General features: G+C 70.5%; 16 protein-coding genes and 1 pseudogene. 5 read left to right on the top strand and 12 right to left on the bottom strand.

The annotated features are described in order from the left end of the window. Positions 1–349 precede the first annotated feature (349 nt). Positions 350–1,225 carry a CAP domain-containing protein gene (locus ACIGO6_RS37205; protein WP_399884416.1) on the top strand — a complete coding sequence of 292 codons (876 nt, stop codon included), beginning with the start codon at positions 350–352 and terminating at the stop codon, positions 1,223–1,225. A 20-nt stretch (positions 1,226–1,245) separates the two neighbouring features. Here ACIGO6_RS37205 and ACIGO6_RS37200 read toward each other — a convergent pair whose 3' ends face one another. The 6 genes from ACIGO6_RS37200 to ACIGO6_RS37175 all read right to left on the bottom strand — a co-directional run bounded on the left by ACIGO6_RS37200 (position 1,246) and on the right by ACIGO6_RS37175 (position 7,791). Continuing rightward, positions 1,246–2,766, bottom strand: coding sequence for an NCS1 family nucleobase:cation symporter-1 (locus ACIGO6_RS37200; RefSeq protein ID WP_399884414.1), 1,521 nt, complete (start codon positions 2,764–2,766; stop codon positions 1,246–1,248). A gap of 29 nt (positions 2,767–2,795) precedes the next feature. Then, positions 2,796–3,797: a TIGR03842 family LLM class F420-dependent oxidoreductase gene (locus tag ACIGO6_RS37195; RefSeq protein WP_399884412.1), complete on the bottom strand. Its 1,002-nt coding sequence runs from the start codon at positions 3,795–3,797 to the stop codon at positions 2,796–2,798. A gap of 19 nt (positions 3,798–3,816) precedes the next feature. Continuing rightward, positions 3,817–5,220: a dihydropyrimidinase gene (gene hydA / locus ACIGO6_RS37190; RefSeq protein ID WP_399884410.1), complete on the bottom strand. Its 1,404-nt coding sequence runs from the start codon at positions 5,218–5,220 to the stop codon at positions 3,817–3,819. A gap of 38 nt (positions 5,221–5,258) precedes the next feature. Next, on the bottom strand, positions 5,259–6,542 hold the full coding sequence (locus ACIGO6_RS37185) for an aspartate aminotransferase family protein (protein ID WP_399884407.1): 1,284 nt from the start codon (positions 6,540–6,542) through the stop codon (positions 5,259–5,261). After that, on the bottom strand, positions 6,539–7,381 hold the full coding sequence (locus ACIGO6_RS37180) for a nitrilase-related carbon-nitrogen hydrolase (RefSeq protein WP_399884405.1): 843 nt from the start codon (positions 7,379–7,381) through the stop codon (positions 6,539–6,541). Before ACIGO6_RS37180 ends, ACIGO6_RS37185 begins: the two co-directional genes overlap by 4 nt. A 158-nt stretch (positions 7,382–7,539) precedes the next feature. After that, positions 7,540–7,791, bottom strand: a complete 252-nt coding sequence (locus ACIGO6_RS37175) for a helix-turn-helix domain-containing protein (RefSeq protein ID WP_399884403.1) — start codon at positions 7,789–7,791, stop codon at positions 7,540–7,542. A 63-nt stretch (positions 7,792–7,854) separates the two neighbouring features. On the opposite strand from ACIGO6_RS37175, the gene map reads away from it, so the two are divergent. Then, complete coding sequence (map, locus tag ACIGO6_RS37170) at positions 7,855–8,631, top strand: type I methionyl aminopeptidase (RefSeq protein WP_399884401.1); 777 nt, start codon at positions 7,855–7,857, stop codon at positions 8,629–8,631. Between the two features lie 155 nt (positions 8,632–8,786). Next, positions 8,787–11,315, top strand: a complete 2,529-nt coding sequence (locus ACIGO6_RS37165) for an ATP-dependent Clp protease ATP-binding subunit (protein ID WP_399884399.1) — start codon at positions 8,787–8,789, stop codon at positions 11,313–11,315. 6 nt (positions 11,316–11,321) lie between these two features. On the opposite strand, the gene ggt is transcribed toward ACIGO6_RS37165, so the two are convergent. Then, entirely contained in the window at positions 11,322–13,124 is a 1,803-nt protein-coding gene (gene ggt, locus ACIGO6_RS37160) for a gamma-glutamyltransferase (protein ID WP_399884396.1), read from the bottom strand. A gap of 130 nt (positions 13,125–13,254) precedes the next feature. Between ggt and ACIGO6_RS37155 the strand changes: the two genes are divergently transcribed. Beyond that, a complete protein-coding gene (locus ACIGO6_RS37155; RefSeq protein WP_399884394.1) occupies positions 13,255–14,022 on the top strand; it encodes a hypothetical protein in 768 nt (255 codons plus the stop codon). 38 nt (positions 14,023–14,060) lie between these two features. Here the strand turns inward: ACIGO6_RS37155 and ACIGO6_RS37150 are convergent, their stop codons facing one another. The 4 genes from ACIGO6_RS37150 to ACIGO6_RS37135 all read right to left on the bottom strand — a co-directional run bounded on the left by ACIGO6_RS37150 (position 14,061) and on the right by ACIGO6_RS37135 (position 17,480). After that, positions 14,061–14,468, bottom strand: coding sequence for a DUF6278 family protein (locus ACIGO6_RS37150; protein ID WP_399884393.1), 408 nt, complete (start codon positions 14,466–14,468; stop codon positions 14,061–14,063). A gap of 102 nt (positions 14,469–14,570) precedes the next feature. Next, positions 14,571–15,350: an exodeoxyribonuclease III gene (locus ACIGO6_RS37145; RefSeq protein WP_399884391.1), complete on the bottom strand. Its 780-nt coding sequence runs from the start codon at positions 15,348–15,350 to the stop codon at positions 14,571–14,573. A 94-nt stretch (positions 15,351–15,444) separates the two neighbouring features. Beyond that, positions 15,445–16,080, bottom strand: coding sequence for an MBL fold metallo-hydrolase (locus ACIGO6_RS37140; RefSeq protein ID WP_399884389.1), 636 nt, complete (start codon positions 16,078–16,080; stop codon positions 15,445–15,447). Between the two features lie 59 nt (positions 16,081–16,139). Continuing rightward, positions 16,140–17,480 (bottom strand): alpha/beta fold hydrolase, encoded by a 1,341-nt coding sequence (locus ACIGO6_RS37135; RefSeq protein ID WP_399884387.1) that lies wholly within the window; start codon positions 17,478–17,480, stop codon positions 16,140–16,142. A gap of 360 nt (positions 17,481–17,840) precedes the next feature. On the opposite strand from ACIGO6_RS37135, the pseudogene ACIGO6_RS37130 reads away from it, so the two are divergent. Then, a pseudogene (locus ACIGO6_RS37130) lies at positions 17,841–18,648 on the top strand (IS5 family transposase). A 404-nt stretch (positions 18,649–19,052) separates the two neighbouring features. Here the strand turns inward: ACIGO6_RS37130 and ACIGO6_RS37125 are convergent. Beyond that, the gene (locus tag ACIGO6_RS37125) at positions 19,053–21,935 is read right to left on the bottom strand and encodes a glycosyl hydrolase family 95 catalytic domain-containing protein (protein ID WP_399884385.1); all 2,883 of its coding nucleotides are present in this window, start codon (positions 21,933–21,935) and stop codon (positions 19,053–19,055) included. Positions 21,936–22,742 lie beyond the last annotated feature (807 nt).

The following is a 22,742-nucleotide window of genomic DNA, read 5'->3' as shown; positions in this document are numbered from 1 at the left end:
GTTCCGTGACATCCGTCACGTCGCTTGCCGATCTATGCGGGCACCTTAGTAGGAACCACCCCAGGGACATATAGGACTTTGTCCGGCTTGCCGTGCGAGGAGTCCGGGTCGGCACGGGGGGTGGTCCGGGCCCGGCGGGAGAGTCGGCGGTTCTTCGCGAGCGGCGGACTTCTGACGAGACAGCAGGCGCACTCGGGCGCCCGCGCGGGGCGGGTCTGCACGCCCCGTCGTCCGTCGCAAGGACCGCGCGAGCCTACTAAGCGAGGTAGTAAAAGGGCCCTTTGCCCTCCGTGTCGGGCCATCCCAAGAATGACCGGCGTCAGGATGTCGCCACCGAGTGAGGTCACGCATGGGAAAGCATCGCCACAAGCACCACTACCGGCGGCCGGTCGTCGCGGCACTGGCCGTGGGCGCCATAGCCATACCCTCCGTCGCCCTGGCCTGTTCCGACTGGCCCGGCAGCGAGGAGCGGGTGCAGAACACCGCCGCCTCCGCCGGAGCCGAGGACAGGTGGGGCGACGCCGACTGGTACCGGGAGTGGAGCAGCCAGCAGGGCGGTGAGCCCTCGGCGGCACCGTCCACGACGCCGACCGCCACCGCGAGCGCGTCGAAGCCCGCGAAGTCCAGGACGCCCGGCCACTGGAACGACAGGCCCGCGCACAAGCCGAAGACGACGGCTCCCAAGGCCACCGCCACGAAGCCGTCCGCGGGTTCCGCCAAGCCGTCCACCGGCTCCGCCAAGCCCTCCGCCGGCGCCTCCAAGCCGTCCGCCGCGAAGCCCACCCCCTCGGCCCCCGCCGCCACGACCCCCGCGTCGCCGAGCACCCCGGCGGCCACCGCCCCGGCCTCCGGTGACGTCGCCAAGGTCGTGGAGCTCGTCAACGCCGAGCGCGGCAAGGCCGGTTGTTCCCCGGTGACGGTGAACGCCGCCCTGACGAAGGCCGCGCAGGCGCACAGCGAGGACATGGCGGCCACCGGCACCATGTCGCACTCCGGCTCCAACGGATCGTCCCCCGAGGACCGCATCTCGAACGCCGGCTACAACTGGAGCACCTACGGCGAGAACGTCGCCTACGGCTACGAGACGCCCGAGAAGGTGATGGCGGGCTGGATGTCCAGCCCCGGCCACCGGGAGAACATCCTCAACTGCGAGTTCAAGGAGATCGGCGTCGGCCTCGCGCAGCCCGGCTCCTACTGGACGCAGGACTTCGGCACGGCCCGATAGACGAGCGGGGCCGCAGGCGCTCACGCAGGCCTGCGGCCCGCCGTCAGCGCGACGTACACGACGAGCGACGCCGCCAGTCCCACCGCCCAGCCGTAGTCGGCGAGCGGCTTCAGGAAGGGAATCAGCCCGTCCTCGGGGAAGGGGCCCTTGCCCGGGGCCGAGTGGGAGCCGCCCACCGCGAGCACCCCGCCGACCACGAAGGCGGCGACGGCACGCAGGTTCCAGCCGGAGGTGTACCAGTAGCGTCCGCCGGGGGTGTACAGGTCGGGCAGGTCCAGGACCGTGCGGCGGATCAGCCAGTAGTCGGCGATGAGGATGCCGGCGACGGTGCCGAGCAGCCCGCCGACCAGGCCGAGCCAGGTGAAGATGTACAGCTCGGGTGTCTCGGTGAGCTTCCACGGCATGATCAGCACACCGACGACGCCCGTGATCAGGGCGCCGGTGCGGAAGCTGATGAGCCGCGGAGCCAGGTTCGCCAGGTCGTACGCCGGTGAGACGACGTTGGCCGCGATGTTCACCGAGATGGTGGCGACGAGCACCGTCACCAGGGCGAAGAGCAGGCCGAAGACGTTGTCGGTCTTGGCGGCGAGGGCGACCGGGTCCCAGACCGCGGCCCCGTAGACCGCCTGTGAGCCGGAGGTGACGAACACCGACAGCAGCGCGAACAGCGTCATGGTGGTGGGCAGTCCGAGGGTCTGGCCCCAGACCTGGGCGCGCTGGCCCGCGCCGAAGCGGGTGAAGTCGGGGATGTTCAGGCTCAGGGTCGACCAGAAGGCGATCATGCCCATGAGGGACGGGAAGAAGACCGGCCAGAAGTCTGCGCCCCAGCCGAGCTGCGAGGGCTGGTCGAGCAGCGGCCCGAGGCCCCCGGCCTTGTTCGCGATCCACGCCAGCAGCACCAGCGCGCCGACGATGACGAACGGCGCGGCCCAGTTCTCGAACCGGCGCAGGGCCTCCATGCCTCGGTAGATGATGGCCAGTTCGAGCGCCCAGAACAGGACGAAGCACACCCACAGCGTCCAGGGCTGACCGCCGACCTCCGACGCCTTCGCCCAGCCCCCGAACAGCTTGCCGAGCAGCACGAAGATCCCCTGGCCGCCGATCCAGGTCTGGATGCCGAACCAGGCGCACGCCACCCCGGCCCGGATCAGCGCCGGCAGGTTGGCGCCGCGCAGCCCGAACGAGGCACGGGCCAGCACGGGGAACGGGATGCCGTACTTGGGGCCGGCGTGCCCGGTCAGCAGCATCGGTGCGAGCACGATGACGTTGGCGAGCGCGATGGTGAACACCGCCTGCTTCCAGTCCATGCCGAGCGCGACGAGACCGGAGGCGAGCAGCCAGGAGGGGATGTTGTGGGCCATCCCGACCCACAGCGCCGCGAAGTTGTACGTCGTCCAGCGGCGCCGGGCCAGCGGCACCGGCAGCAGGTCGTCGTTGACGAAGCGGCTGTCGGTGAGGACGGTGCCGGGCGGCAGCTCGACGCGTCCCGCCGGGTCGGGTATGGGGCCGTCGGAGGGCGTGGGCGGGACGGTCGCGGTCATGGGCGTGACCCTTCGGCAGAGGGTTCCGGTCAGCGGTGGAGTGCCGGGATGATCTCCGCGCCGTACGCGTCGATCGTCGTTTCCTGCGCGTCGTGCATGTCGTACACGGCGAACTGGTCGACGCCCAGCTCGCGCAGTGCCCTCAGCTTCTCGATGTGCGCCTCGGCCGGGCCGAGCAGGCAGAACCGGTCGACGATCTCGTCGGGGACGAAGTCCGTGGAGGGGTTGCCGGCGCGTCCGTGGTGGCTGTAGTCGTATCCGTGCCGCTCCTTGATGTACGCCGTGAGCGCCTCGGGGACCCGGTCCGAGTGCTTGCCGTAGCGGGAGACGAGGTCGGCGACGTGGTTGCCGACCATGCCGCCGAACCAGCGGCACTGCTCGCGGGCGTGCGCCAGGTCGTCGCCGACGTAGGCCGGGGCGGCGACGCAGATGGTGACGGAGGACGGATCGCGCCCCGCCTCCACCGCCGCGGCGCGTACGGCCTTCACCATCCACTCGGTGAGGTACGGGTCGGCGAGCTGGAGGATGAAGCCGTCGGCCTTCTGTCCGGCGAGGGCGAGTGCCTTCGGCCCGTACGCCGCCATCCAGACGGGCAGCTTGCCGTTCCTCACCCAGGGGATCCGCAGCGGCTGCCCGTCGACCTCGGCCTCGCGTCCCTCGGCGAGGTCGCGGATCACGCCGATCGCCTCGCCGAGGCGGGCCAGGGTGTTGGGTCTGCGGCCGGCGACGCGCATCGCGGAGTCGCCGCGGCCGATGCCGCAGACGGTGCGGTTGCCGTACATGTCGTTGAGGGTGGCGAAGGTGGAGGCGGTCACCTCCCAGGTGCGGGTGCCCGGGTTGGTGACCATCGGGCCGACCGTGAGGTGCGTGGTGTGGGCCAGGATCTGGCTGTAGATCACGAACGGTTCCTGCCACAGCACGGCGGAGTCGAAGGTCCAGCCGTAGCGGAACCCGGCCCGTTCGGCCCGTTTCATCAGGCTGACGACTCGGGAGGCGGGCGGGTCGGTCTGCAGGACGAGTCCGAAGTCCATGGGCACCGCTCCTCGTTGACTAGTGGAGGTACTGACAGGTGGCGCGCGGGGTGTAGACGCCGTGGCCCTTGCGCCCGGTGTACTCCCGCTCGGTGACGACCGGCTCGCCGCGCGAGAGCACGGTCTCCACGCGGCCGGTGACGCGCTTGCCCTCGTACGCCGAGTAGTCGACGTTCATGTGGTGGGTCTCGGCCGAGACGACCTGCTCGGCGTGCGGGTCGTAGACGACCACGTCGGCGTCGGCGCCGGGCGCGAGGGTGCCCTTCTTCGGGTACAGGCCGAACATGCGGGCCGGGGTGGCGCAGGCGATCTCGATCCAGCGGCGGCGGCTGATGTGCCCCTCGACGACGGCCTGGTGGAGCAGGTCCATGCGGTTCTCGACGCCCGGCATGCCGTTGGGGATCTTGGAGAAGTCGCCGCGGCCGAGTTCCTTCTGGCCGGTGAAGCAGAAGGGGCAGTGGTCGGTGGAGACGACCTGGAGGTCGTTGGTCCGCAGGCCCTTCCAGAGCGCCGCCTGGTGCTCGCGCGGGCGCAGCGGCGTGCTGCACACGTACTTGGCGCCCTCGAAGTCCGGCTCGGCGAGGTTGTCGGTGGACAGGAACAGGTACTGCGGGCAGGTCTCGCCGAAGACGTTCAGCCCGTCGTCGCGGGCCCGGGTCAGCTCGGCGACCGCCTCCTGCGCCGAGACGTGCACGACGTACAGCGGGGCGCCGGCCACCTGGGCGAGCCTGATGGCGCGGTGGGTGGCCTCGGCCTCCAGCAGGGCCTTGCGGACCTCGCCGTGGTAGCGGGGGTCGGTCTCGCCGCGGGCCAGCGCCTGCTCGACCAGGACGTCGATCGCGATGCCGTTCTCGGCGTGCATCATGATCAGACCGCCGTTCTCGGCGGCGCGCTGCATGGCCCGCAGGATCTGCCCGTCGTCGCTGTAGAAGACGCCGGGGTAGGCCATGAACTGCTTGAAGGAGGTGACGCCCTCCTCGACCAGCAGGTCCATCTCCTTGAGCGTCTCCTGGTTCACATCGGAGACGATCATGTGGAAGCCGTAGTCGATCGCGCAGTTGCCCTCGGCCTTGGCGTGCCAGGCGTCCAGGCCCTCGCGCAGGGAGTGCCCGACGCTCTGGATGGCGAAGTCGACGATGGTGGTCGTGCCGCCCCAGGCGGCGGCCCGGGTTCCGGTCTCGAAGGTGTCCGAGGCGTAGGTGCCGCCGAAGGGCATCTCCATGTGGGTGTGTCCGTCGACCCCGCCCGGAATGACGTACTTGCCCGTCGCGTCGATGACACGCTCGGCGGTGAAGGCCTCGGCCGCGGTGGTGCCGGTCGCGGCGAGGGCGGCGATGCGGCCGTCCTCGATCAGGACGTCGGCGTGGAGCTCGTCGGACGCGGTGATCACGAGGCCACCGCGGATGACGGTACGGCTGCTCATGGTGCTGTTCCCTCCTGTCAGGGTCCCCGGTGCGTCGGTCACAGGCTCCGCAGGGCCCGTTCGAGGATCGCGGCGCCCTCCTCGGCCTCCGCGACGGTGAGGGACATCGGCGGGGCGACGCGCAGGGCGCTGGTGTTGTGGCCGCCGCCCTTGCCGATGAGCAGCCCGCCCGCGCGGGCCTCCTCCAGCACGGTGGACGCGGCCTCGGGGGCCGCCCGGTCGGTGCCGGGCCGGGTCAGCTCGATGCCGATCATCAGCCCGCGCCCGCGCACCTCGCGCACGTGCGGCACCTGGGCGGCGACGGCCCGGAGCCGTTCGATGAGCAGGCCGCCGACGCGCCGGGCGTTGCCCTGGAGGTCGTGCTCCAGCAGGTAGTTGAGGTTGGCGAGGCCGGCCGCCATGGTGACCTGGGTGCCGCCGAAGGTGGAGATGCTGTTGGCGTCCAGGCAGTTCATGATCTCGGCGCGGGCGATGACACCGCCGATCGACATGCCGTTGCCGATGCCCTTGGCGAAGGTCACGATGTCGGGCGGTCCGCCGCGTCCGTGGGCCTGCCAGCCCCAGAAGTGCTCGCCGGTGCGGCCCCAGCCGGTCTGCACCTCGTCGGCGATCCACAGGATGCCCCGCTCGTGCAGCACCTCGCGGAACGCGGCGTAGAGGCCGTCCGGCGGTGAGGTGAAGCCGCCCACGCCCTGGACGGGTTCGGCGATCAGTGCGGCGGGGGCACGGGTGTGGCCGAGCAGGTCCTCGAGGTCGTCGACGCAGGCGTCGATGAACTCCCGGTCGTCCAGGTGCGCGTAGGGGCCGCGGGTGCGTACGCCGCCGTGGACGTAGAGCGTCTGCAGCGGGGAGAGCGAGGTCGGGGACCAGCCGCGGTTGCCGGTGATGCCGACGGCGCTGAAGGAGCGGCCGTGGTAGCTGTTGCGCATCGCCAGGACGGTGTTGCTGCGCCGGTAGGTGGTGGCGAGCAGCAGGGCGGTGTCGTTGGCCTCGGTGCCGGAGGTGGTGAAGAAGACGCGGGCGTCCGGGATGCCGGACAGCTGGGCGATGCGCTCGGCGAGGTCGACCATCGGCCGGTTGAGGTAGAGGGTCGAGGAGTGGATGATCCGTCCGGCCTGCTCGCCGACCGCCTTGGTCACCTCGGGCAGAGCGTGCGCGGTCATCGTGGTGAGGATGCCGCCGAAGAAGTCGAGGTACTTGTTGCCGGCGGCGTCCCAGACGTGGCGGCCCTCGCCGTGGGTGATCTCCAGCGGGTCCTCGTAGTAGAGGGCGAGCCAGTCGGGCAGGACGGCGCGGTGACGGCCGAACAGGTCCTTGGTCACGGCTGCACCAGCCCTTCGTAGGCGTCGGGACGGCGGTCGCGGTAGAAGGCCCACTGCTGCCGCACCTCGTCGATGAGGTCGAAGTCCAGGTCGCGGACGACGAGTTCCTCCTTGGTGTCGCTGGCGACCTCGCCGACGAACTGGCCGCGCGGGTCCACGAAGTACGACGTCCCGTAGAAGTCGTTGTCCCCGTACTCCTCCTGGCCGACCCGGTTGATCGCGGCGACGAAGTACTCGTTGGCGACGGCCGCCGCGGGCTGCTCCAGGCGCCACAGGTGGGCGGAGAGGCCGCGGTGGGTGGCGGACGGGTTGTAGACCAGCTGGGCGCCGCCGAGGCCCAGTTGCCGCCAGCCCTCCGGGAAGTGCCGGTCGTAGCAGATGTAGACGCCGACCTTGCCGACGGCGGTGTCGAAGACGGGCCAGCCGAGGTTGCCGGGGCGGAAGTAGAACTTCTCCCAGAAGCCCTTGACCTGCGGGATGTGGTGCTTGCGGTACGTGCCGAGGACGGTGCCGTCGGCGTCGATCACGGCCGCGGTGTTGTAGTAGAACCCGGACTGCTCGACCTCGAAGACGGGGACGACGATCACCATGCCGGTCTCGCGGGCGAGGGCCTGCATCCGGCGGGTGGTCGGGCCGTCGGGCACGGGCTCGGCCCAGCGGTAGTGCTCGGGGTCCTGGACCTGGCAGAAGTAGGGGGCGTTGAAGACTTCCTGGAAGCCGATGACCTTGGCTCCCCGACGGGCCGCCTCGCGGGCGTGCTCCTCGTGTTTCGCCACCATGGACTCGGTGTCGCCGGTCCAGGTGGCCTGGACGAGAGCGGCACGTACGACGTTGGCCATGAGCTGCTCCTTCGACACGACGTCAGAGCCTCTACGCCCGTAGAGCAGGCCATAGAGGGACGAACGTAAGCCTGGCCGTACGGGCTTGCCAAGACCATCGTCGTCAAGGCGCGGTGTCGATCATGTTTCGCACTCCTGTGGGTGAGTCACCCCCACGCTCAGAGCACGACGGGCACACACCGTCCCACCAGCTCGTCCATGGACAGCCCCAGCGCGCCGGCCAGCGCGGCCACCGTGAAGAACGCCGGGGTGGGCGCCCGGCCGGTCTCGATCTTGCGCAGGGTCTCGGCGGAGATGCCGGCCTCGGCGGCGACGTCCGTCATGCTCCGTTCACCGCGGGCCGCGCGCAGGAGGCGCCCGAGGCGCTCGCCGCGTTCGCGCTCTTCGGGGGTCAGGGGGGTGCGCACCATGGCGTCATTCTAATACCGGTCCCACAGAACGGACCCAATTCAAATACCGGTATAGTAATTGGCATGGTGGAACTGAAGACGGACACATCGATCGACGCCATGCACGAGGCCGGCCAGGTCGTCGCGCGCGCCCTGACCGCCGTACGACGCGCCGCGGACGTGGGCGTCTCCCTGCTGGAGCTGGACGCGGTGGCGCGCGAGGTGCTGCGGGAGGCGGGCGCCGGCTCGCCGTTCCTCGGCTACCGGCCCTCCTTCGCGCCGACGCCCTTCCCGGGCGTCATCTGCGCCTCGGTCAACGACGCGATCGTGCACGGCATCCCCGACGGCTACCGGCTGCGCGACGGGGACCTCGTCTCCATCGACTGCGGCGCGACCCTGGGCGGCTGGGCCGGCGACTCGGCGGTCAGCTTCGTCGTGGGCACCCCGCGCGCGGCGGACCTGACCCTGATCGACACCGCCGAGCGGGCCCTCGCCGCGGGCATCGGGGCCGCCGTCGTCGGCAACCGCATCGGCGACATCGCCCACGCGATCGGCACGGTGTGCCGGGCGGGAGGCTACGGCATCATGGCGGACTTCGGCGGCCACGGCATCGGCCGGCGCATGCACGAGGACCCGGGCGTGCCCAACGAGGGCCGGCCCGGACGCGGGCTGCCCCTGCGCCACGGCATGGTCCTCGCCATCGAGCCGATGCTGACCGGCGGCGGCCGGGACGACTACCACGCGGCCCCGGACGGCTGGACCCTGCGGACGAACGACGGCTCCCGGGCGGCCCACGTGGAGCACACGGTGGCGATCACGGACGCGGGGCCACGCGTCCTCACGTCGCGGGACGGCCTCTGACGGCCCTCCGCCAGGGCCTTTGCGAAGCCCGCCGCCCGCCGGGGTTCCCGGCATGCCCACCGGAACAGAACGTGTCATGTTGGGCATGAGCGCGCCCCGACCGGGTTACCCGGCCCCGGCACGTCGTTCAGCGATGCAGCGGAGGTCCGTACACGATGACCAGCGGCTACATGGGCCCGGAGGGCGACCCGTTCGCGGAATTCCTGGCACGCTTCTTCGGCGGGCCCCGGCCGAGGCAGATCGACATCGGCAGGCTGCTCAGCCAGCCCGCCCGGGAGCTGGTGCGCGGGGCCGCCCAGTACGCCGCCGAGCACGGCAGCCGGGACCTGGACACCGAGCACCTGCTGCGGGCGGCGCTCTCCACCGAACCGACGCGGGGTCTGCTCAGCCGGGCCGGCGCCGACCCGGACTCGCTGGCGTCGCAGATCGACGAGCGCAGCGGCCCGGTGCAGCACCCGCCGGGCGAGGTGCCGCCGCCGACCTCGCTCTCCCTGACCCCGGCCGTCAAGCGCGCCCTGCTGGACGCGCATGAGCTGGCCCGGTCGACCGGCACCGGCTACATCGGCCCGGAGCACGTGCTCAGCGCCCTGGCCGCCAACCCGGACTCGGCCGCCGGGCACATCCTGAACGCCGCCCGGTTCGCGCCCTCGGGCCTGCCGACGGAGACCCCGGACGCGGCGAAGGGCCGCACCGAGGGACCGAAGACCACCAACACGCCGACCCTGGACAAGTACGGCCGCGACCTCACCGACCTGGCCCAGCAGGGCCGGATCGACCCGGTGATCGGGCGCGAGGACGAGATCGAGCAGACCGTCGAGGTGCTCTCCCGCCGCGGCAAGAACAACCCGGTGCTGATCGGTGACGCGGGCGTCGGCAAGACCGCCGTCGTGGAGGGGCTGGCCCAGCGCATCACCGACGGCGACGTGCCCGAGGTGCTGGTCGGGCGCCGGGTGGTCGCCCTGGACCTGACCGGCGTGGTCGCCGGCACCCGCTACCGGGGCGACTTCGAGGAACGGATGAACAACATCGTGGGCGAGATCCGCGCCCACTCCGACCAGCTGATCATCTTCATCGACGAGCTGCACACCGTCGTCGGCGCGGGCGGTGGCGGCGAGGGCGGCTCGATGGACGCGGGGAACATCCTCAAGCCCGCCCTGGCCCGCGGCGAACTGCACATCGTGGGCGCCACCACGCTGGAGGAGTACCGCAGGATCGAGAAGGACGCGGCCCTCGCCCGCCGCTTCCAGCCCATCCTGGTGCCCGAGCCGACCACCGCGGACGCGATCGAGATCCTGCGCGGCCTGCGCGACCGCTACGAGGCCCACCACCAGGTCCGCTACACCGACGAGGCGCTGGTGGCGGCCGTGGAGATGTCCGACCGCTACCTCACCGACCGCCGGCTGCCGGACAAGGCGATCGACCTGATCGACCAGGCCGGCGCCCGGGTGCGGTTGCAGGCGCGCACCAAGGGCACGGACGTACGGGCCATGGAGCGCGAGGTCGAGCAGCTGGTCCGGGACAAGGACCAGGCGGTCGCGGACGAGCAGTACGAGCAGGCCACCCAGCTGCGCGACCGGATCACCGAGCTGAAGCAGCGGATCACCGAGGCCGACGACGGTGTCGAGGCCGACGAGGGGCTGAACCTGGTCGTCGGCACCGAGTCCATCGCCGAGGTGGTGTCCCGGCAGACCGGCATCCCGGTCAGCAGCCTCACCCAGGAGGAGAAGGAACGCCTGCTGGGTCTGGAGTCCCACCTGCACCAGCGGGTGGTCGGCCAGGAAGAGGCCGTACGGGTCGTCTCCGACGCCGTGCTGCGCTCCCGCGCCGGGCTCGCCAGCCCCGGCCGGCCCATCGGCAGCTTCCTCTTCCTGGGCCCGACCGGCGTCGGCAAGACCGAGCTGGCCCGGGCGCTGGCCGAGGCGCTGTTCGGCAGCGAGGACCGGATGGTCCGGCTCGACATGAGCGAGTACCAGGAACGCCACACCGTGAGCCGCCTGGTCGGCGCCCCGCCCGGCTACGTCGGACACGAGGAGGCCGGCCAGCTCACCGAGGTGGTGCGCCGGCACCCGTACTCGCTGCTCCTGCTGGACGAGGTGGAGAAGGCGCACCCCGACGTCTTCAACATCCTCCTCCAGGTCCTGGACGACGGCCGGCTGACCGACTCGCAGGGCCGGACGGTGGACTTCACCAACACGGTCGTCGTGATGACCAGCAACCTCGGCTCCGACGTGATCACCCGCCGCGGTGCGGGCATCGGCTTCGGGGCCGGCGGCTCGGAGGCGGACGAGGAGGCGCGGCGCGAGCAGGTGCTGCGGCCGCTGCGCGAGCACTTCCGGCCCGAGTTCCTCAACCGCATCGACGAGATCGTCGTCTTCCGCCAGCTCAGCGGCGAGCAGCTGCGGCAGATCACCAGTCTGCTCCTGGAGCAGACCCGCCGGATGGTGCAGGCGCAGGGCATCGCCGTCGCCTTCACCGACGCGGCCGTGGACTGGCTCGCCGAGCGCGGTTACCAGCCCGAGTACGGCGCCCGTCCGCTGCGCCGGACCATCCAGCGCGAGGTCGACAACGAGCTGTCCCGGCTGCTGCTCGACGGCAGCATCTCGGAGGGCGGCCGGGTGACGGTCGACGTCGAGGACGGGCGGCTGGCGTTCCGTACGCCGCAGCGGCCCGTCCCCGAGCTGTGACCCTCCCTACCGGGCGGGCCTGACCACCATCGCCGAGCCGCCGCCGCGTCGTTCCCTCTCGGCGGCGGCCAGCCACTTGCCGTTCGGCAGCCGCTGCACGCCGGTCGTCGCGCCGATCTCCGGGTTGAGCTTGAAGGAGTGGCCGAGGGCCTCCAGCTCCGCCCGCAACTCGCTGTCGTAGAGGCCCGGTTCCAGCTCCGTCTGGGCGGCGTTGCGCTGGCTGGCGCGCGGGGCCGCGATCGCGTCGACCAGCGGGAGGCCGCGGTCGAGGACGCCGGTGAGCGTCTGGAGCACGGTGGTGATGATCGTGGCGCCGCCGGGTGAACCGACCGCGACGACGGGCTTGTGGTGCTGGTCCAGGACGATGGTCGGCGCGATCGACGACCGCGGACGCTTGCCGGGACCCGGCAGGTTCGGGTCGTGGACGGCCGGGTTGGCCGGGGCGAAGGAGAAGTCGGTGAGCTCGTTGTTGAGCAGGAATCCCCGGTCGGGCACGGTGATGCCGCTGCCGCCGGTCTGCTCGATGGTGAGCGTGTACGCGACGACGTTCCCCCACTTGTCGGCCACGGTCAGGTGCGTGGTGTTCTCGCCCTCGTACGTGGTCGGCGCCGCCGTGCCGCCGGCTGCGCAGGGGGCGGGGTTGCGGGGGTCGCCGGGGGCGAGGGGGCTGGTGAGGGCCGCGTCGTCCTTGATCAGGCACTCGCGCGAGTCGGCGTACCGCTGCGAGAGCAGCTCCTTCACGGGTACGTCCTCGAAGGCCGGGTCGCCGACCCAGCGCCCGCGGTCGGCGAAGGCGATACGGCTCGCCTCGATGAAGCGGTGCAGGTATCGGGCCTTGCTCGCCTTCGACAGGTCGGTGCGCTCGAGGATGTTGAGGGCCTCGCCGACCGTGGTGCCGCCGGAGGAGGAGGGGGCGATGGAGTAGACGTTCAGGCCGCGGTACGAGGTCCTGGTCGGCGCCTGGAGCTCGGCCTCGTAGGCCACGAGGTCCTTGGCGGACAGGTCGCCGGGGCGGGCGTTCCAGCCGGAGTCCGGGTCGACGGGCGGCTTGTTGACGGTGGCGACGACGTCCTCGCCGAGCTCGCCGTGGTAGAGCGCGTCGACGCCTTCGCGGCCCAGCTCCTTGTAGGTGCGGGACAGGTCGGGGTTCTTGAACGTGGAGCCGACGACCGGGAGTTCGCCGCCGGGCAGGAACAGCTCGGCGGTGTCCGGGAAGTAGCGGAACCGGGTCTCGTTGGCGGCGGTCTGGGAGCGGAAGGTCTCGTCGACGGTGAAGCCGTGCCGGGCCAGTCGCTCGGCGGGCTTGAGTACGGAGGCGAGCCCGCGGCTGCCCCACCGGTCGAGGGCGGTCTGCCAGGTGGCGGGCGTGCCCGGGGTGCCGACGGCGAGGCCGCTGCTGACGGCGTCGGCGAAGGCGAGCGGTTTGCCGTTCTCCGTGAAGAGGTCCTCGTCCGCGGTGAGCGGCGCGGTCTCCCGGCCGTCGATGGTGCGCACCGTACGGGTCCTGGCGTCGTAGTAGACGAAGTAGCCGCCTCCGCCGATGCCGGCGGAGTAGGGCTCGGTGACGCCGAGGGCGGCCGCGGTGGCCACCGCCGCGTCGACGGCGTTACCGCCGCCCCGCAGGACCTCGATGCCCGCGGCGGAGGCGTCCGGGTCGACGCTGGCGACCGCGCCGCCGTACCCGACGGCGACCGGTGTCTTCGGGGCGGTGGGTCTGCTCTGCTCGGCGGGTGGCGCCGCCGCCCCCACCGACACCACGGCGGCCGAGACCGCCAGAACCGTCAGTTTCCGTGCGACAGGGCGACGCATCCGCACCTCCAGGGAAAGGCCGTTCGGGCAGCTTAATTGATCGTCATGGCCGCGTCAGGAATGCCTGGAGAACGCGGACGACACGGCCTGTCGAACACCGGTACCCCGATGCCCGCTACCATGCGCGCCCATGACTGACGACGTACGCAACATCGTCCTCGGCGTGGTCGCGGCGGGCATCAGCGCCGCGCTGGGGTGGCTCGCCCGTACCTACATATGGAAGCGGAAGCTCCGCCGCAAGCAGGCGTTCTTCGGGCTGCCGGACAGTTCCGAGTCGTTGCTCGTCGTCAACCGGGACCCCGCCGCCTCGGAACCCGCGGTCCACCGCTTCGACGTCTTCGCGCTGCTGGAGCTGTCCGCACTGATCAAGGACTGCGGCGCGCACGTCCAGGTGGTCACCCAGGACATGGTCCACCAGGGCTTCGGGGAGCGTACGGAGTTCTGCGTGGGCGGTCCCGGGTCGAACCGCCGGATGGTGGCCCACATGGCGGCCATGCTGCCCGGGGTGCGGGTCAACGTCGATCCGGAGCCCGGCCCGGACCGCGGCGCCTTCCAGATCGGCGCCGAGCGCTACCGCATGGACGCGGGCATCACGGAGTACGTCCTGCTGGCCCGTCTCACTGCCGGGGAGCGGCGCGAGGCCCGCCCCGCGTTCCTGTTCTGCGGCCAGCGCGCGATCACCAACCAGGCCGCCACCCGCTACCTCGCCCGTCACCACGAGAAGCTGGCCCGCAAGCACGGCACCAACTCCTTCGTCCTGCTGCTGAAGGTGGTCAACTCGCAGGCGTACGGCCCGGACGTCGTCGAACTCGTCGGAGACGTGACCCGGGCGGCCACGAGCCCCCTGCCTGCTCCGGCACCGGCCGCCCGCAACTCCCACCGCGCCCAGGACCGGTAGCCGATGTCCCGCGGGCCCGGCGCTGCCCCGCCGGAGGCTCACGTCTCCGCGACCTCGCCGTACAGCTGCGAGAGCTCGGGGACGCCGACCGCTGCCCACTCCTGACCGGACGCCACCACGTCGAACTCCCGGCCGGAGGCGAGCCGCACGACGGGCTGCCCGTCGGACCGGATGGACCAGGCGGCGCCGGGCACGGTGCGCACGATCACGGTGCCGAGGTACAGACCGGCGTCGTTGCCGAGCCAGGTGACGATCTCGTCGTCGCCCCGCCAGCGCGGCAGCACCTGGTCGAGCTGCTCCAGCGAGACGGCGGAGTCGTCGAGCCGGACACCGTCCCGTGACGCCTGCGAACGCAGCAGATCGCAGTCGGCGAGCAGATCACCGATGCCCTCGGCGTCATGAGTCCGGCGATCTTCGCGTCGCTTGCCCAGGAAGGGGAAGTTCATACCTCCAGACTGTCATTCGTACCGCCATACGCACCACAGGGCGCGCGCACGGCCGGGGCACGGCAGGACCGGGCACGGCAGGACAGGGAAGGCGGGCAGCGCCTACACGTCCAGGTCCACGACGACCGGTGCGTGGTCCGAGGCGCCCTTGCCCTTGCGCTCCTCGCGGTCGACGTAGGAGTCGGTGACCGCCTTGGCGAAGGGTGTGTTCCCGTACACCAGGTCGATGCGCATGCCGCGGTTCTTGGGGAAGCAGAGCTGGCGGTAGTCCCAGTACGTGAACGGGTGGTCGTACTTCAGCGGGCGCGGGACCACGTCGGACAGGCCGGCCTCGCGCAGGGAGGCGAGGGCAGCGCGCTCGGCCGGGGTGACGTGGGTGGAGCCCTCGAAGGCGGTGCGGTCGTAGACGTCGTCGTCCGTCGGTGCCACGTTGTAGTCGCCCAGCACCGCGAACGGGCGGCTACCGGTCGCGTCGCCCGCGACGGCGGCACGCAGTGCCTCGAACCACTGGAGCTTGTAGGCGTAGTGGGCGTGCTCCACCTCGCGGCCGTTCGGCACGTACACCGACCAGACGCGGACCGGACCGCAGGTGGCGGAGATGGCGCGGGGCTCCTGAACCCCTTCGTAGCCGGGGTCGCCGGGGAGGCCCTTGACCACGTCCGCCAGGCCCACGCGCGACAGGACCGCGACGCCGTTCCACCTCCCGGTGGCGTGGACGGCCGCCTCGTAACCCTGCTCGCGCAGCTCGTCGAAGGGGAACTGGTCCTCGGCGACCTTGGCCTCCTGGAGGCACAGCACGTCGGTGCCGCTGCTCTCCAGCCAGGCGAGGAGCCTCGGCAGGCGGGCGGTGATCGAGTTCACGTTCCAGGTCGCGATGCGCATGTCTCACAACCTACCGGGCGGGACTGACAACCCGGCCCCGACCGGCAGCCGGGGCTGTGACCGGGGGGTGTGGCAGGGGCTGTGGGCAGGGGCTCTACAGCTGCGCGGATCCGCCAGGGGGCAGCCGCAGGTGCTCGGAGCCGCCCAGCTGACCGATCTGGCGGTCGTAGATCGGGCGGGCGAGGTCGGTGAGCAGGGCGTCGTGGATGTCGTAGGCGCGCTGCGGCTTGACCTCGCGGACGTACTCGATGACCTCGGAGATCTTGTTCCAGGGGGCCATGACGGGCAGCATCAGCGTCTCGACCGGCCGGTCGGGGACGGTGAGGGCGTCGCCGGGGTGGAAGACTTTGCCACCGTCCACGAGGAAGCCGATGTTGGTGACGCGCGGGATGTCCGGGTGGATCACCGCGTGCAGCTCGCCGTGGACCTGCACGTCGAAACCCGCGGCGGTGAAGGTGTCGCCGTGGCCGACGGTGTGCACGCGGCCCGGGAAGGCCGCCGAGACCTTCTCCGCGACCGACCTCAGGGTCCAGATCTCGGCAGCGGGGTCGGCCTCCATCGCGGCCCGCAGCCGCAGCTCGTCGAAGTGGTCGGGGTGCTCGTGGGTGACGAGGATCGCGTCGGCGCCGAGGGCGGCGTCCTCCTCGCTGAAAGCGCCGGGGTCCAGGACGAGCGTCCGCCCGTCCTTCTCGAGGCGGACGCAGGCGTGCGACTTCTTGGTGAGCTTCATGTATCCATCCTGCCGCCCCCCGGCACACGGGCCACCGGACTCACTCCGGCGGTCGGGACTCACTCCGGCGGTGTCGTCTCCTCGCGGATGACCTGCTGCGCCACCCGGAAGGCACGGTTCGCCGCCGGTACACCGCAGTAGACGGCCGCCTGGAGCAGCACCTCCTTGATCTCGGCCGGGGTAAGACCGTTGCGCAGGGCGGCCCGGGTGTGGGGAACCAGGTCCTCGAGGTGGCCGCCGGCGACGAGGGCGGTGAGGGTGACGCAGCTGCGGGTGCGGCGGTCCAGGCCGGGCCGGTCCCAGATCTCGCCCCAGGCGTAGCGGGTGACGAAATCCTGGAAGTCCCCCGAGAACTCGTCCGCCTGCGCCAGCGCCTGGTCGACGTGCGCGTCGCCGAGTACTTCGCGACGCACCTTGAGCCCCGCGTCGTACGGGTCGGGCCGCCCCTGCCCCGGTGCCTGCGGCGGTACGACGGCCGGGGCGATCTCGGCGACGGGCGCGGCCTGCGGCGGCACGGGCGCGGCCATCAGGGCGGGCTGGACCGGGGCGGTGGAGGCCACAGGCGCGGTGGCGTGGACGGCCGGGACGGCGATCTGGCCGGTGGAGGCGTCGTGCGGGGTCTGCCAGGCGGTGGTGAAGTGCCGTACCAGCAGGTCGGTGACGGCGGCGGGCTGCTCGACGGGGACCAGGTGGGAGGCGCCGGGGACGACGGCGAGCCGGGCGTCCGGGATGCCGGCGACCAGGGTGCGCGCCTCGGCGGGGCCGGTGATCTGGTCGTCGGAGCCGACGAGGACCAGAGTGGGGACACCGACGCGGCCGAGGTCACCGCGCACGTCGAACGCGGCGAGCGCCTCACAGGCGGAGATGTAGCAGCCGGGGTCGGTCGTCCGCACCATCTGGACGGCCCACTCGGTGATCGCGGGCTGGGCCGCGGCGAACCCTCCGGTGAACCACCGCTCCGGCGCGCTGCGGGCGATGGGGTCGAGCCCGTTCGTACGGACGATCACACCGCGCTGCCGGAACTCGTCCGCCGTACCGAACCGCGGCGAGGTGGCGATCAGCGCGAGGGAGGCGAGGCGCTCGGGATGGCGCAGGGCCAGTTCGACGCCGACGGCCCCGCCGAGCGCACAGCCCGCGTAGCCGAAGCGCTGCACACCGAGTCCGTCGAGTGTGGCCAGCAGACGCGCGGTGAGCTCGGCGACCGATCCCGCCGGGTGCGCGGGGGCGCCGCCGTGTCCGGGCAGGTCGAAACGGAAGACCCGCCAGTGCTGCGCGAGCTCGGGCACCTGTCTGTCCCACATGTGCCATGTGGTACCCAGTGAGGGACCCAGGATCAGGACCGGAGCGTCTTCTGGCCCGTCAAAGCGGTATTGCAGGGTGTTCGGCGGCGTCTCACTCACGGCTCCGACCCTCTCACGTCTCACAAGATCTCACACAGCCGGGGGAATCCTGTGACCCGATGCATCCGCGGCTCGACTTGTCGGGCGCTGCCGACGGCATCATCGGTCGAGTCTGAGCCTCTCAGTGTGCACGCGCGCGCCTGACTCAGCGTGTCCTGCTGGCCGCGCTCCCGCCCGGCCCTCACGTCGGCGCGCTGCCTTCTTCATCAGCACTGCCGCCAGCCGTTCCGAGTTTGCAGCAAAGGGTGGGGCGCCGTCCCGAAGGTCGGGACGGCGCGGCGGGGAACCGTTCGGGCCACTGCGAGCAGCACCTGATAGGACACCATTTCAGTTGGCGTGATCTTGCGGCAGTCTGAGGTGATGACTGCTGCGCTTGTCGAACGGTTGGCGCCGGACGATCTGTGGGAGTTGTTTCAGCGGGTGGTCCCGCCGGCTCCGGAACGTCCGCAAGGCGGAGGGCATCGCCGTAGAGGGGACCGTGAGGTGCTGGCTGTGATCATTTTCGTGGCCACCTCGGGCTGCACCTGGAACCAGTTGCCACCTGGCTTCGGGCTGTCGGGTGTGACCGCCTTCCGCCGGTTCACCGTGTGGACCGAGGCCCGGGTGTGGGCCAAGCTGCACCGCTTAATCCTGGACGAACTCGGTGCTCAGGGTGGGCTGGACTGGTCGCGGTGCGCGATCGACTCCGTCAGCGTCCGGGCCCTCAGAGGGGGCTGTTGACGGGACCGAATCCGACCGATCGCGGCAAGAACGGATCGAAAATTCATCTCATCGTTGACCGCAAAGGCCTGCCGCTGTCCATCGGCATTTCTGCCGCGAACCTCCACGACAGCCAGGCCCTCATCCCGCTGGTCCGCGGCATCCCGCCCATCCGCTCGCGTCGCGGCCCCCGACGCCGCCGGCCCCGAAAACTGCACGGCGACAAGGGCTACGACTACCCCCACCTGCGGCGCTGGCTCACCTCCCGAGGTATCCGGCACCGCCTTGCCCGAAGGGGCATCGAGTCATCCCGACGACTCGGCCGACACCGCTGGGTCGTAGAGCGAACTTGTCCTGGCTGTCTGGCTGCCGACGCCTCCATCGCCGCTACGAGCGCAAGCCAGAACATTTCCTTGCGTTCACCGCCATCGCCTCGACCCTCATATGCCACCGCAGACTCGCCAACTGAAATGACGTCTCATGCACGGACAGACCGAAGATCGCCCGACCGAGCCGCCGCATTCGAGCCCATGCTCACCAAGATCGGTACGACAACGGCTTCTCAGGCAGCTCGACCAGAAAGCCTCGTCGGCCTGACCCCCTACCAGGCCCTGGGCTTCCTCCAGGGCTGGACCGGTACCCGCACCACCTGCAACCGACCCCTCCCCCGCAACCGAACCGGACTCAGAAGCTGACGAAGCACAGTCGTCAGAGATCGATACAACGTCTGAATCGCTGCGGTATCGGTTGTGAGTCGGGGAGCTCAGCCCACTTCTCGCTAGCCCGTCAGGCACCAGTGCCATGTAGCACTGGATCTGCTTCTGAACGCGGTGTGCCGATCCGCGGGTGCGAGCTCACCCGACGCACGTTCCGTCATAGGTTGAAGATCTGCCACTCCTGGTTCGTGCCGGTGCCGAGAGGCCACTGGATGACGTTGGCGCCGTCGGACGTCGATCCGGCCTCGACGTCCGCGCACCAGCCGTTGTGGACGTTGACGAGGCGGTAGTAGCCGCTGCCCGCGTCGACGAGCTTCCACCACTGGTTGTTGCTGCCCGCATCTGCCCACTGGATGAGCTGGGCCCCCCGGCCGGACCTGCCAGGGCTATCGAGAACCTTGCCGCTGTGGCGGGCGGCGAGGCGGAACGAACCGTCAGTGTTGGCTAGGAGCTGCCACTGCTGGTCGGTGGCACCGGACCAGGTGTTCTGGATGATCTTGGCGCCGTGGGCCGTGCTGGCAGCGGAGACACCCAGGACCTTGCCACTGCGACGATTGATCAGTCGGACGTACCCGACAGGCAGGGAGACAGTGACGTCCGTGCGCTGCCCGGCGGCCAGAGTGACCTTGCGCGCATGCGTACCCAGAGGTGAGGAGGCCACTGTCGCGGAGGTGCTCACCGAGGTCATGCCGCGGCGGCTAATGAGGGTGATGGTCTGGTTGATCGCGGAGGTGACGGACAGGGTGGCGGTGTGGGCGGACAGGTTCCAGGCGAAGGTGTGGATGCGGATCCGGCCGCGGGCCCGTACGCCGGTGATGGAGCCCTTGGCCAGTTGGTCGGGCAGCGCGGGCAGGATCTCCAAAACGCCGGGCCGGGTGTAAATCAGGGCCTCTGCGAGCACGCCGGGTGTGGCGTTGGCGGCGTCTGCGTTGTAGATGTCGAGGTCGGGGTTGTGGGAGGTCATCAGCGACTTGAAGACCATGTTGTTTCCGATGATCTTCTGCAGGTTGCTGTAGACCTTGCCGCCGTCCTTGAGCCGGGCACCGGCCAAGGCGCGGTGGAGGCTGCCGTGGGCGGAGATGTTCTGGTCGCCGCGCAGTTCGAGGGCCCTGAGCGACGGGCCGACGAGGGCAGGCTTGTCCTCGGCGTTGATCTCGTGCAGCGGCCAGGCGCCGTAGAGGTGCTGGACATGTCGGTGGTCATAGCGGTCGGTCAGGCCGGGCCAAGACCACTCGGCGAGCGCTCCGTCGCCATTGATGCGGTAGTCGGGGATCTTCTGCAGCAGCGCGGTCCAGCGGCCGATGCCCTCGTCGCCGCCCTGTTCCACGCCGAGAGCGTTGGCCGCGTCGATGGCGGCTTGCAGGGCGTGCTTGGCTGCCATGATGTCCCCGGTGGCGTTGATCGCCAGCATCGAGTCGGTGTTCCCGGGGCTGTTCTCCATGGAGAAGGCCGGCACGAAGACCGCTTTGCCGTTCGAGTCCGTACGGGTAAGGAAGTCCTCGTAGAACAGGGCCAGTTCCATCAGGGCGGGGGCCAGCTTGGTGCGGTAAAAGCTGCTGTCACCGGTGACCTCGTAGTACTCGAGCAACGGGTAGAGCAGCCAGTCGGCGCCGCCGGTCCACGTGTGGCCCGGGAATTTGTTAGCGAAGTGGAGCATGTGGCCGTATTCGCCGTCCGTGCGGGAGGGGGCGAGGAAGCCGCGGGCTCCGTAGAGGTTGGTGGCGTTGGTGCGCCAGTCGGAGAGCTGGCCGAGGACCAGGTTGAAGTAGCCTTCCATAGCCTCGGTGGTATCGAGGATGTTGCCGCCCGCGACTTGGAGGTTGATGTTGGCGTCGGTGGTGAAGTCGTCGGCCCAGGCACCGGTCCAGGAACCGGTCCAGATGCCGGTGAGGCGGGGCGGAAGTACGCCGCTGGAGCTGATGAAGAGATAGCGGCCCGAGTCGTAGAGCCGCTCCAGCAGCGCCATGTTGATGACGCTCCGGTCCGCGTTCTGTCGGGCTATCAGCTCGCCGACCGAGAGCTTTCGGTCGGCGTCGGAGACGTTCAGGTCGAGTCGGGAGCGGTCGTAGATCCCTGCGTGGATCGCGATGTGCGCCGAGCTCAGTGCGGAGTAGTCGGTGCTGAGTGCGGCCAGCTTGGCGTGCAGCGGCTCGGCGTTCCATGCGGTCGAGGAGTCGTAGCGGTCCAGCTTGGTCAGCAGGATCACCTTGGTCGCCTGGGCCACCACGATGGTGGAGCCGCTGGCGCTGACGGAGGCGTTCGGTCCCGTGGCGACGACCCGGGTCACGCCTTCGTAGCCGAAGGCGCCCTTCCCGGAGGGGTAGGCGCCGCGCAGGTTCAGATAGCCGTTGCCATTGCTCATGGTGGCGCGAGTGGTGAAGCTGACGCTGGTGGGCGTCCCTTCAAGCTCGGTGTTGACACTCAGCGTGGTGTCCACCGTGCGGCCCGGGGCCGGCGTCAGCTCGTGGACGATCACGTTGTCAGCACGGGAGACGAAGGCCCGGCGTGTCCAGGTGCCGAACTGGTCGGTCCAGCTGGAGCTGACCTCGCCCGTACGGAAGTCAGTGATCCGGCCGTAGTCGTTGACCGTGGTCATGCCAGGGGTATCTATGCGCAGTTCGTAGGCGGGATGGTAGGTCTGCGTCCACTTCAGCGACCACCCGGAGGTGAAGTCGGTCTGGGCTCCGGCGTAGTCGCCGGCGAGCGCCTTGTCACGCACGCCCTCCAGACGGTCGGAAAGCACGGGCGGCTTCATGGCACGGGTGCCGTTCGGCATCACCAGACGGTGATAGTTGAAGACCACCTTCTCCAGCGCCGCCGCCCCGTGGAGGATTGCACCGTACTCGCCGTTGCCCGTGAGAAAGCCGTCGGTCCAGGACGAAGCGGGAGCCGTGTCGTAGATACCGCGGTCGGGGAGGGTGATCTGCGGGGGGCTGGCGGCCTCAGCCTTCCCCGGGAACAGGCCGCCGGGAAGGGCTGCCGCTCCCGCGGTCAGCACGGCGGCGGTCAGGAAGCGTCGGCGATCCAGGGGGTGTTCCATCACACGAACTCCTTCGTCTGTCGAGCAGGGCGGGGTGTGGGGCAGGGGTCTGGAATGAGTGCGGACACGGGACCGCCGCCGCGGGATTCGGCGCGTGAACAGGGCGGGCGGCAGTGGAGCTCGGTCAGTCGAGGTGGTCGACCTTCTCCGGTCCCGGACAGCGCGGCTGGCTCTATCGGTCACTCGCCAGGAGGACGCACCGAGAACACTCGGGATCTCATCCGCCGGTAGGCCGACGGCCAGCGACGGGGGCGAGCATGGGATCGCTTTGCGAGTGCGTTCGGTGGCGATGTCCAGTTCGAGGTATTTGCCGCCTCGTCTGCATGGCGGGGTGACGGTCAGGCCGCAGGTCTGGGCCCCGAGGCCCTGATAGCCGGCGCGGGTAGGGATCTGCGGTCGTGGTGTCGGCGAGCAGGTCGGCCAGGCTGAAGTAACGAGCCTGAGTGACGTTGGCGCCGGAGTCGGCCGGAAACCTCGCCGCAGAACAGTGGTCGTGCGCGCTAGTGGTGACGAGGAGGGCTTCCATGGCGTTGTCGCTGCTCTTACCTGAGATGAACCGGCTGCGTCCGCCGCGCTGTGCGCCCGGGCGACGGACTCGGATCTCGGTGGCATCGATGAGTGTGGTCTGGACGAGTATGGCCAGGAGCCGCTCGCTGAAGACCAGCCTCTACGTCGCACCCGCTCCCACGGCTCGCTGGCGTGGTCGGTCGAGCAGTTCTGCATCCCTGCGGGGCCTGCCAGACCGGACCCAACTCCGCGACCAGAGCGGCAATCACAGCTGTGGAAAGACCCGTGTCCCGACGCTCC

The organism is Streptomyces sp. NPDC053750 (genome assembly GCF_044544295.1).
Lineage (GTDB): Bacteria > Actinomycetota > Actinomycetes > Streptomycetales > Streptomycetaceae > Streptomyces.
Note: the sequence above shows the minus strand (reverse complement) of the source record. Positions and strands in the feature narration are given on the sequence as shown.

What these genes read in the sequence shown, in the direction of transcription:
- ACIGO6_RS37205 (WP_399884416.1), top strand. Translation starts at nt 350, where the DNA reads ATGGGAAAGCATCGCCACAAGCACCACTACCGGCGGCCGGTCGTCGCG.
- ACIGO6_RS37200 (WP_399884414.1), bottom strand. Translation starts at nt 2,766, where the DNA reads ATGACCGCGACCGTCCCGCCCACGCCCTCCGACGGCCCCATACCCGAC.
- ACIGO6_RS37195 (WP_399884412.1), bottom strand. Translation starts at nt 3,797, where the DNA reads ATGGACTTCGGACTCGTCCTGCAGACCGACCCGCCCGCCTCCCGAGTC.
- hydA (WP_399884410.1), bottom strand. Translation starts at nt 5,220, where the DNA reads ATGAGCAGCCGTACCGTCATCCGCGGTGGCCTCGTGATCACCGCGTCC.
- ACIGO6_RS37180 (WP_399884405.1), bottom strand. Translation starts at nt 7,381, where the DNA reads ATGGCCAACGTCGTACGTGCCGCTCTCGTCCAGGCCACCTGGACCGGC.
- ACIGO6_RS37175 (WP_399884403.1), bottom strand. Translation starts at nt 7,791, where the DNA reads ATGGTGCGCACCCCCCTGACCCCCGAAGAGCGCGAACGCGGCGAGCGC.
- map (WP_399884401.1), top strand. Translation starts at nt 7,855, where the DNA reads ATGGTGGAACTGAAGACGGACACATCGATCGACGCCATGCACGAGGCC.
- ACIGO6_RS37165 (WP_399884399.1), top strand. Translation starts at nt 8,787, where the DNA reads ATGACCAGCGGCTACATGGGCCCGGAGGGCGACCCGTTCGCGGAATTC.
- ggt (WP_399884396.1), bottom strand. Translation starts at nt 13,124, where the DNA reads ATGCGTCGCCCTGTCGCACGGAAACTGACGGTTCTGGCGGTCTCGGCC.
- ACIGO6_RS37155 (WP_399884394.1), top strand. Translation starts at nt 13,255, where the DNA reads ATGACTGACGACGTACGCAACATCGTCCTCGGCGTGGTCGCGGCGGGC.
- ACIGO6_RS37150 (WP_399884393.1), bottom strand. Translation starts at nt 14,468, where the DNA reads ATGAACTTCCCCTTCCTGGGCAAGCGACGCGAAGATCGCCGGACTCAT.
- ACIGO6_RS37145 (WP_399884391.1), bottom strand. Translation starts at nt 15,350, where the DNA reads ATGCGCATCGCGACCTGGAACGTGAACTCGATCACCGCCCGCCTGCCG.
- ACIGO6_RS37140 (WP_399884389.1), bottom strand. Translation starts at nt 16,080, where the DNA reads ATGAAGCTCACCAAGAAGTCGCACGCCTGCGTCCGCCTCGAGAAGGAC.
- ACIGO6_RS37125 (WP_399884385.1), bottom strand. Translation starts at nt 21,935, where the DNA reads ATGGAACACCCCCTGGATCGCCGACGCTTCCTGACCGCCGCCGTGCTG.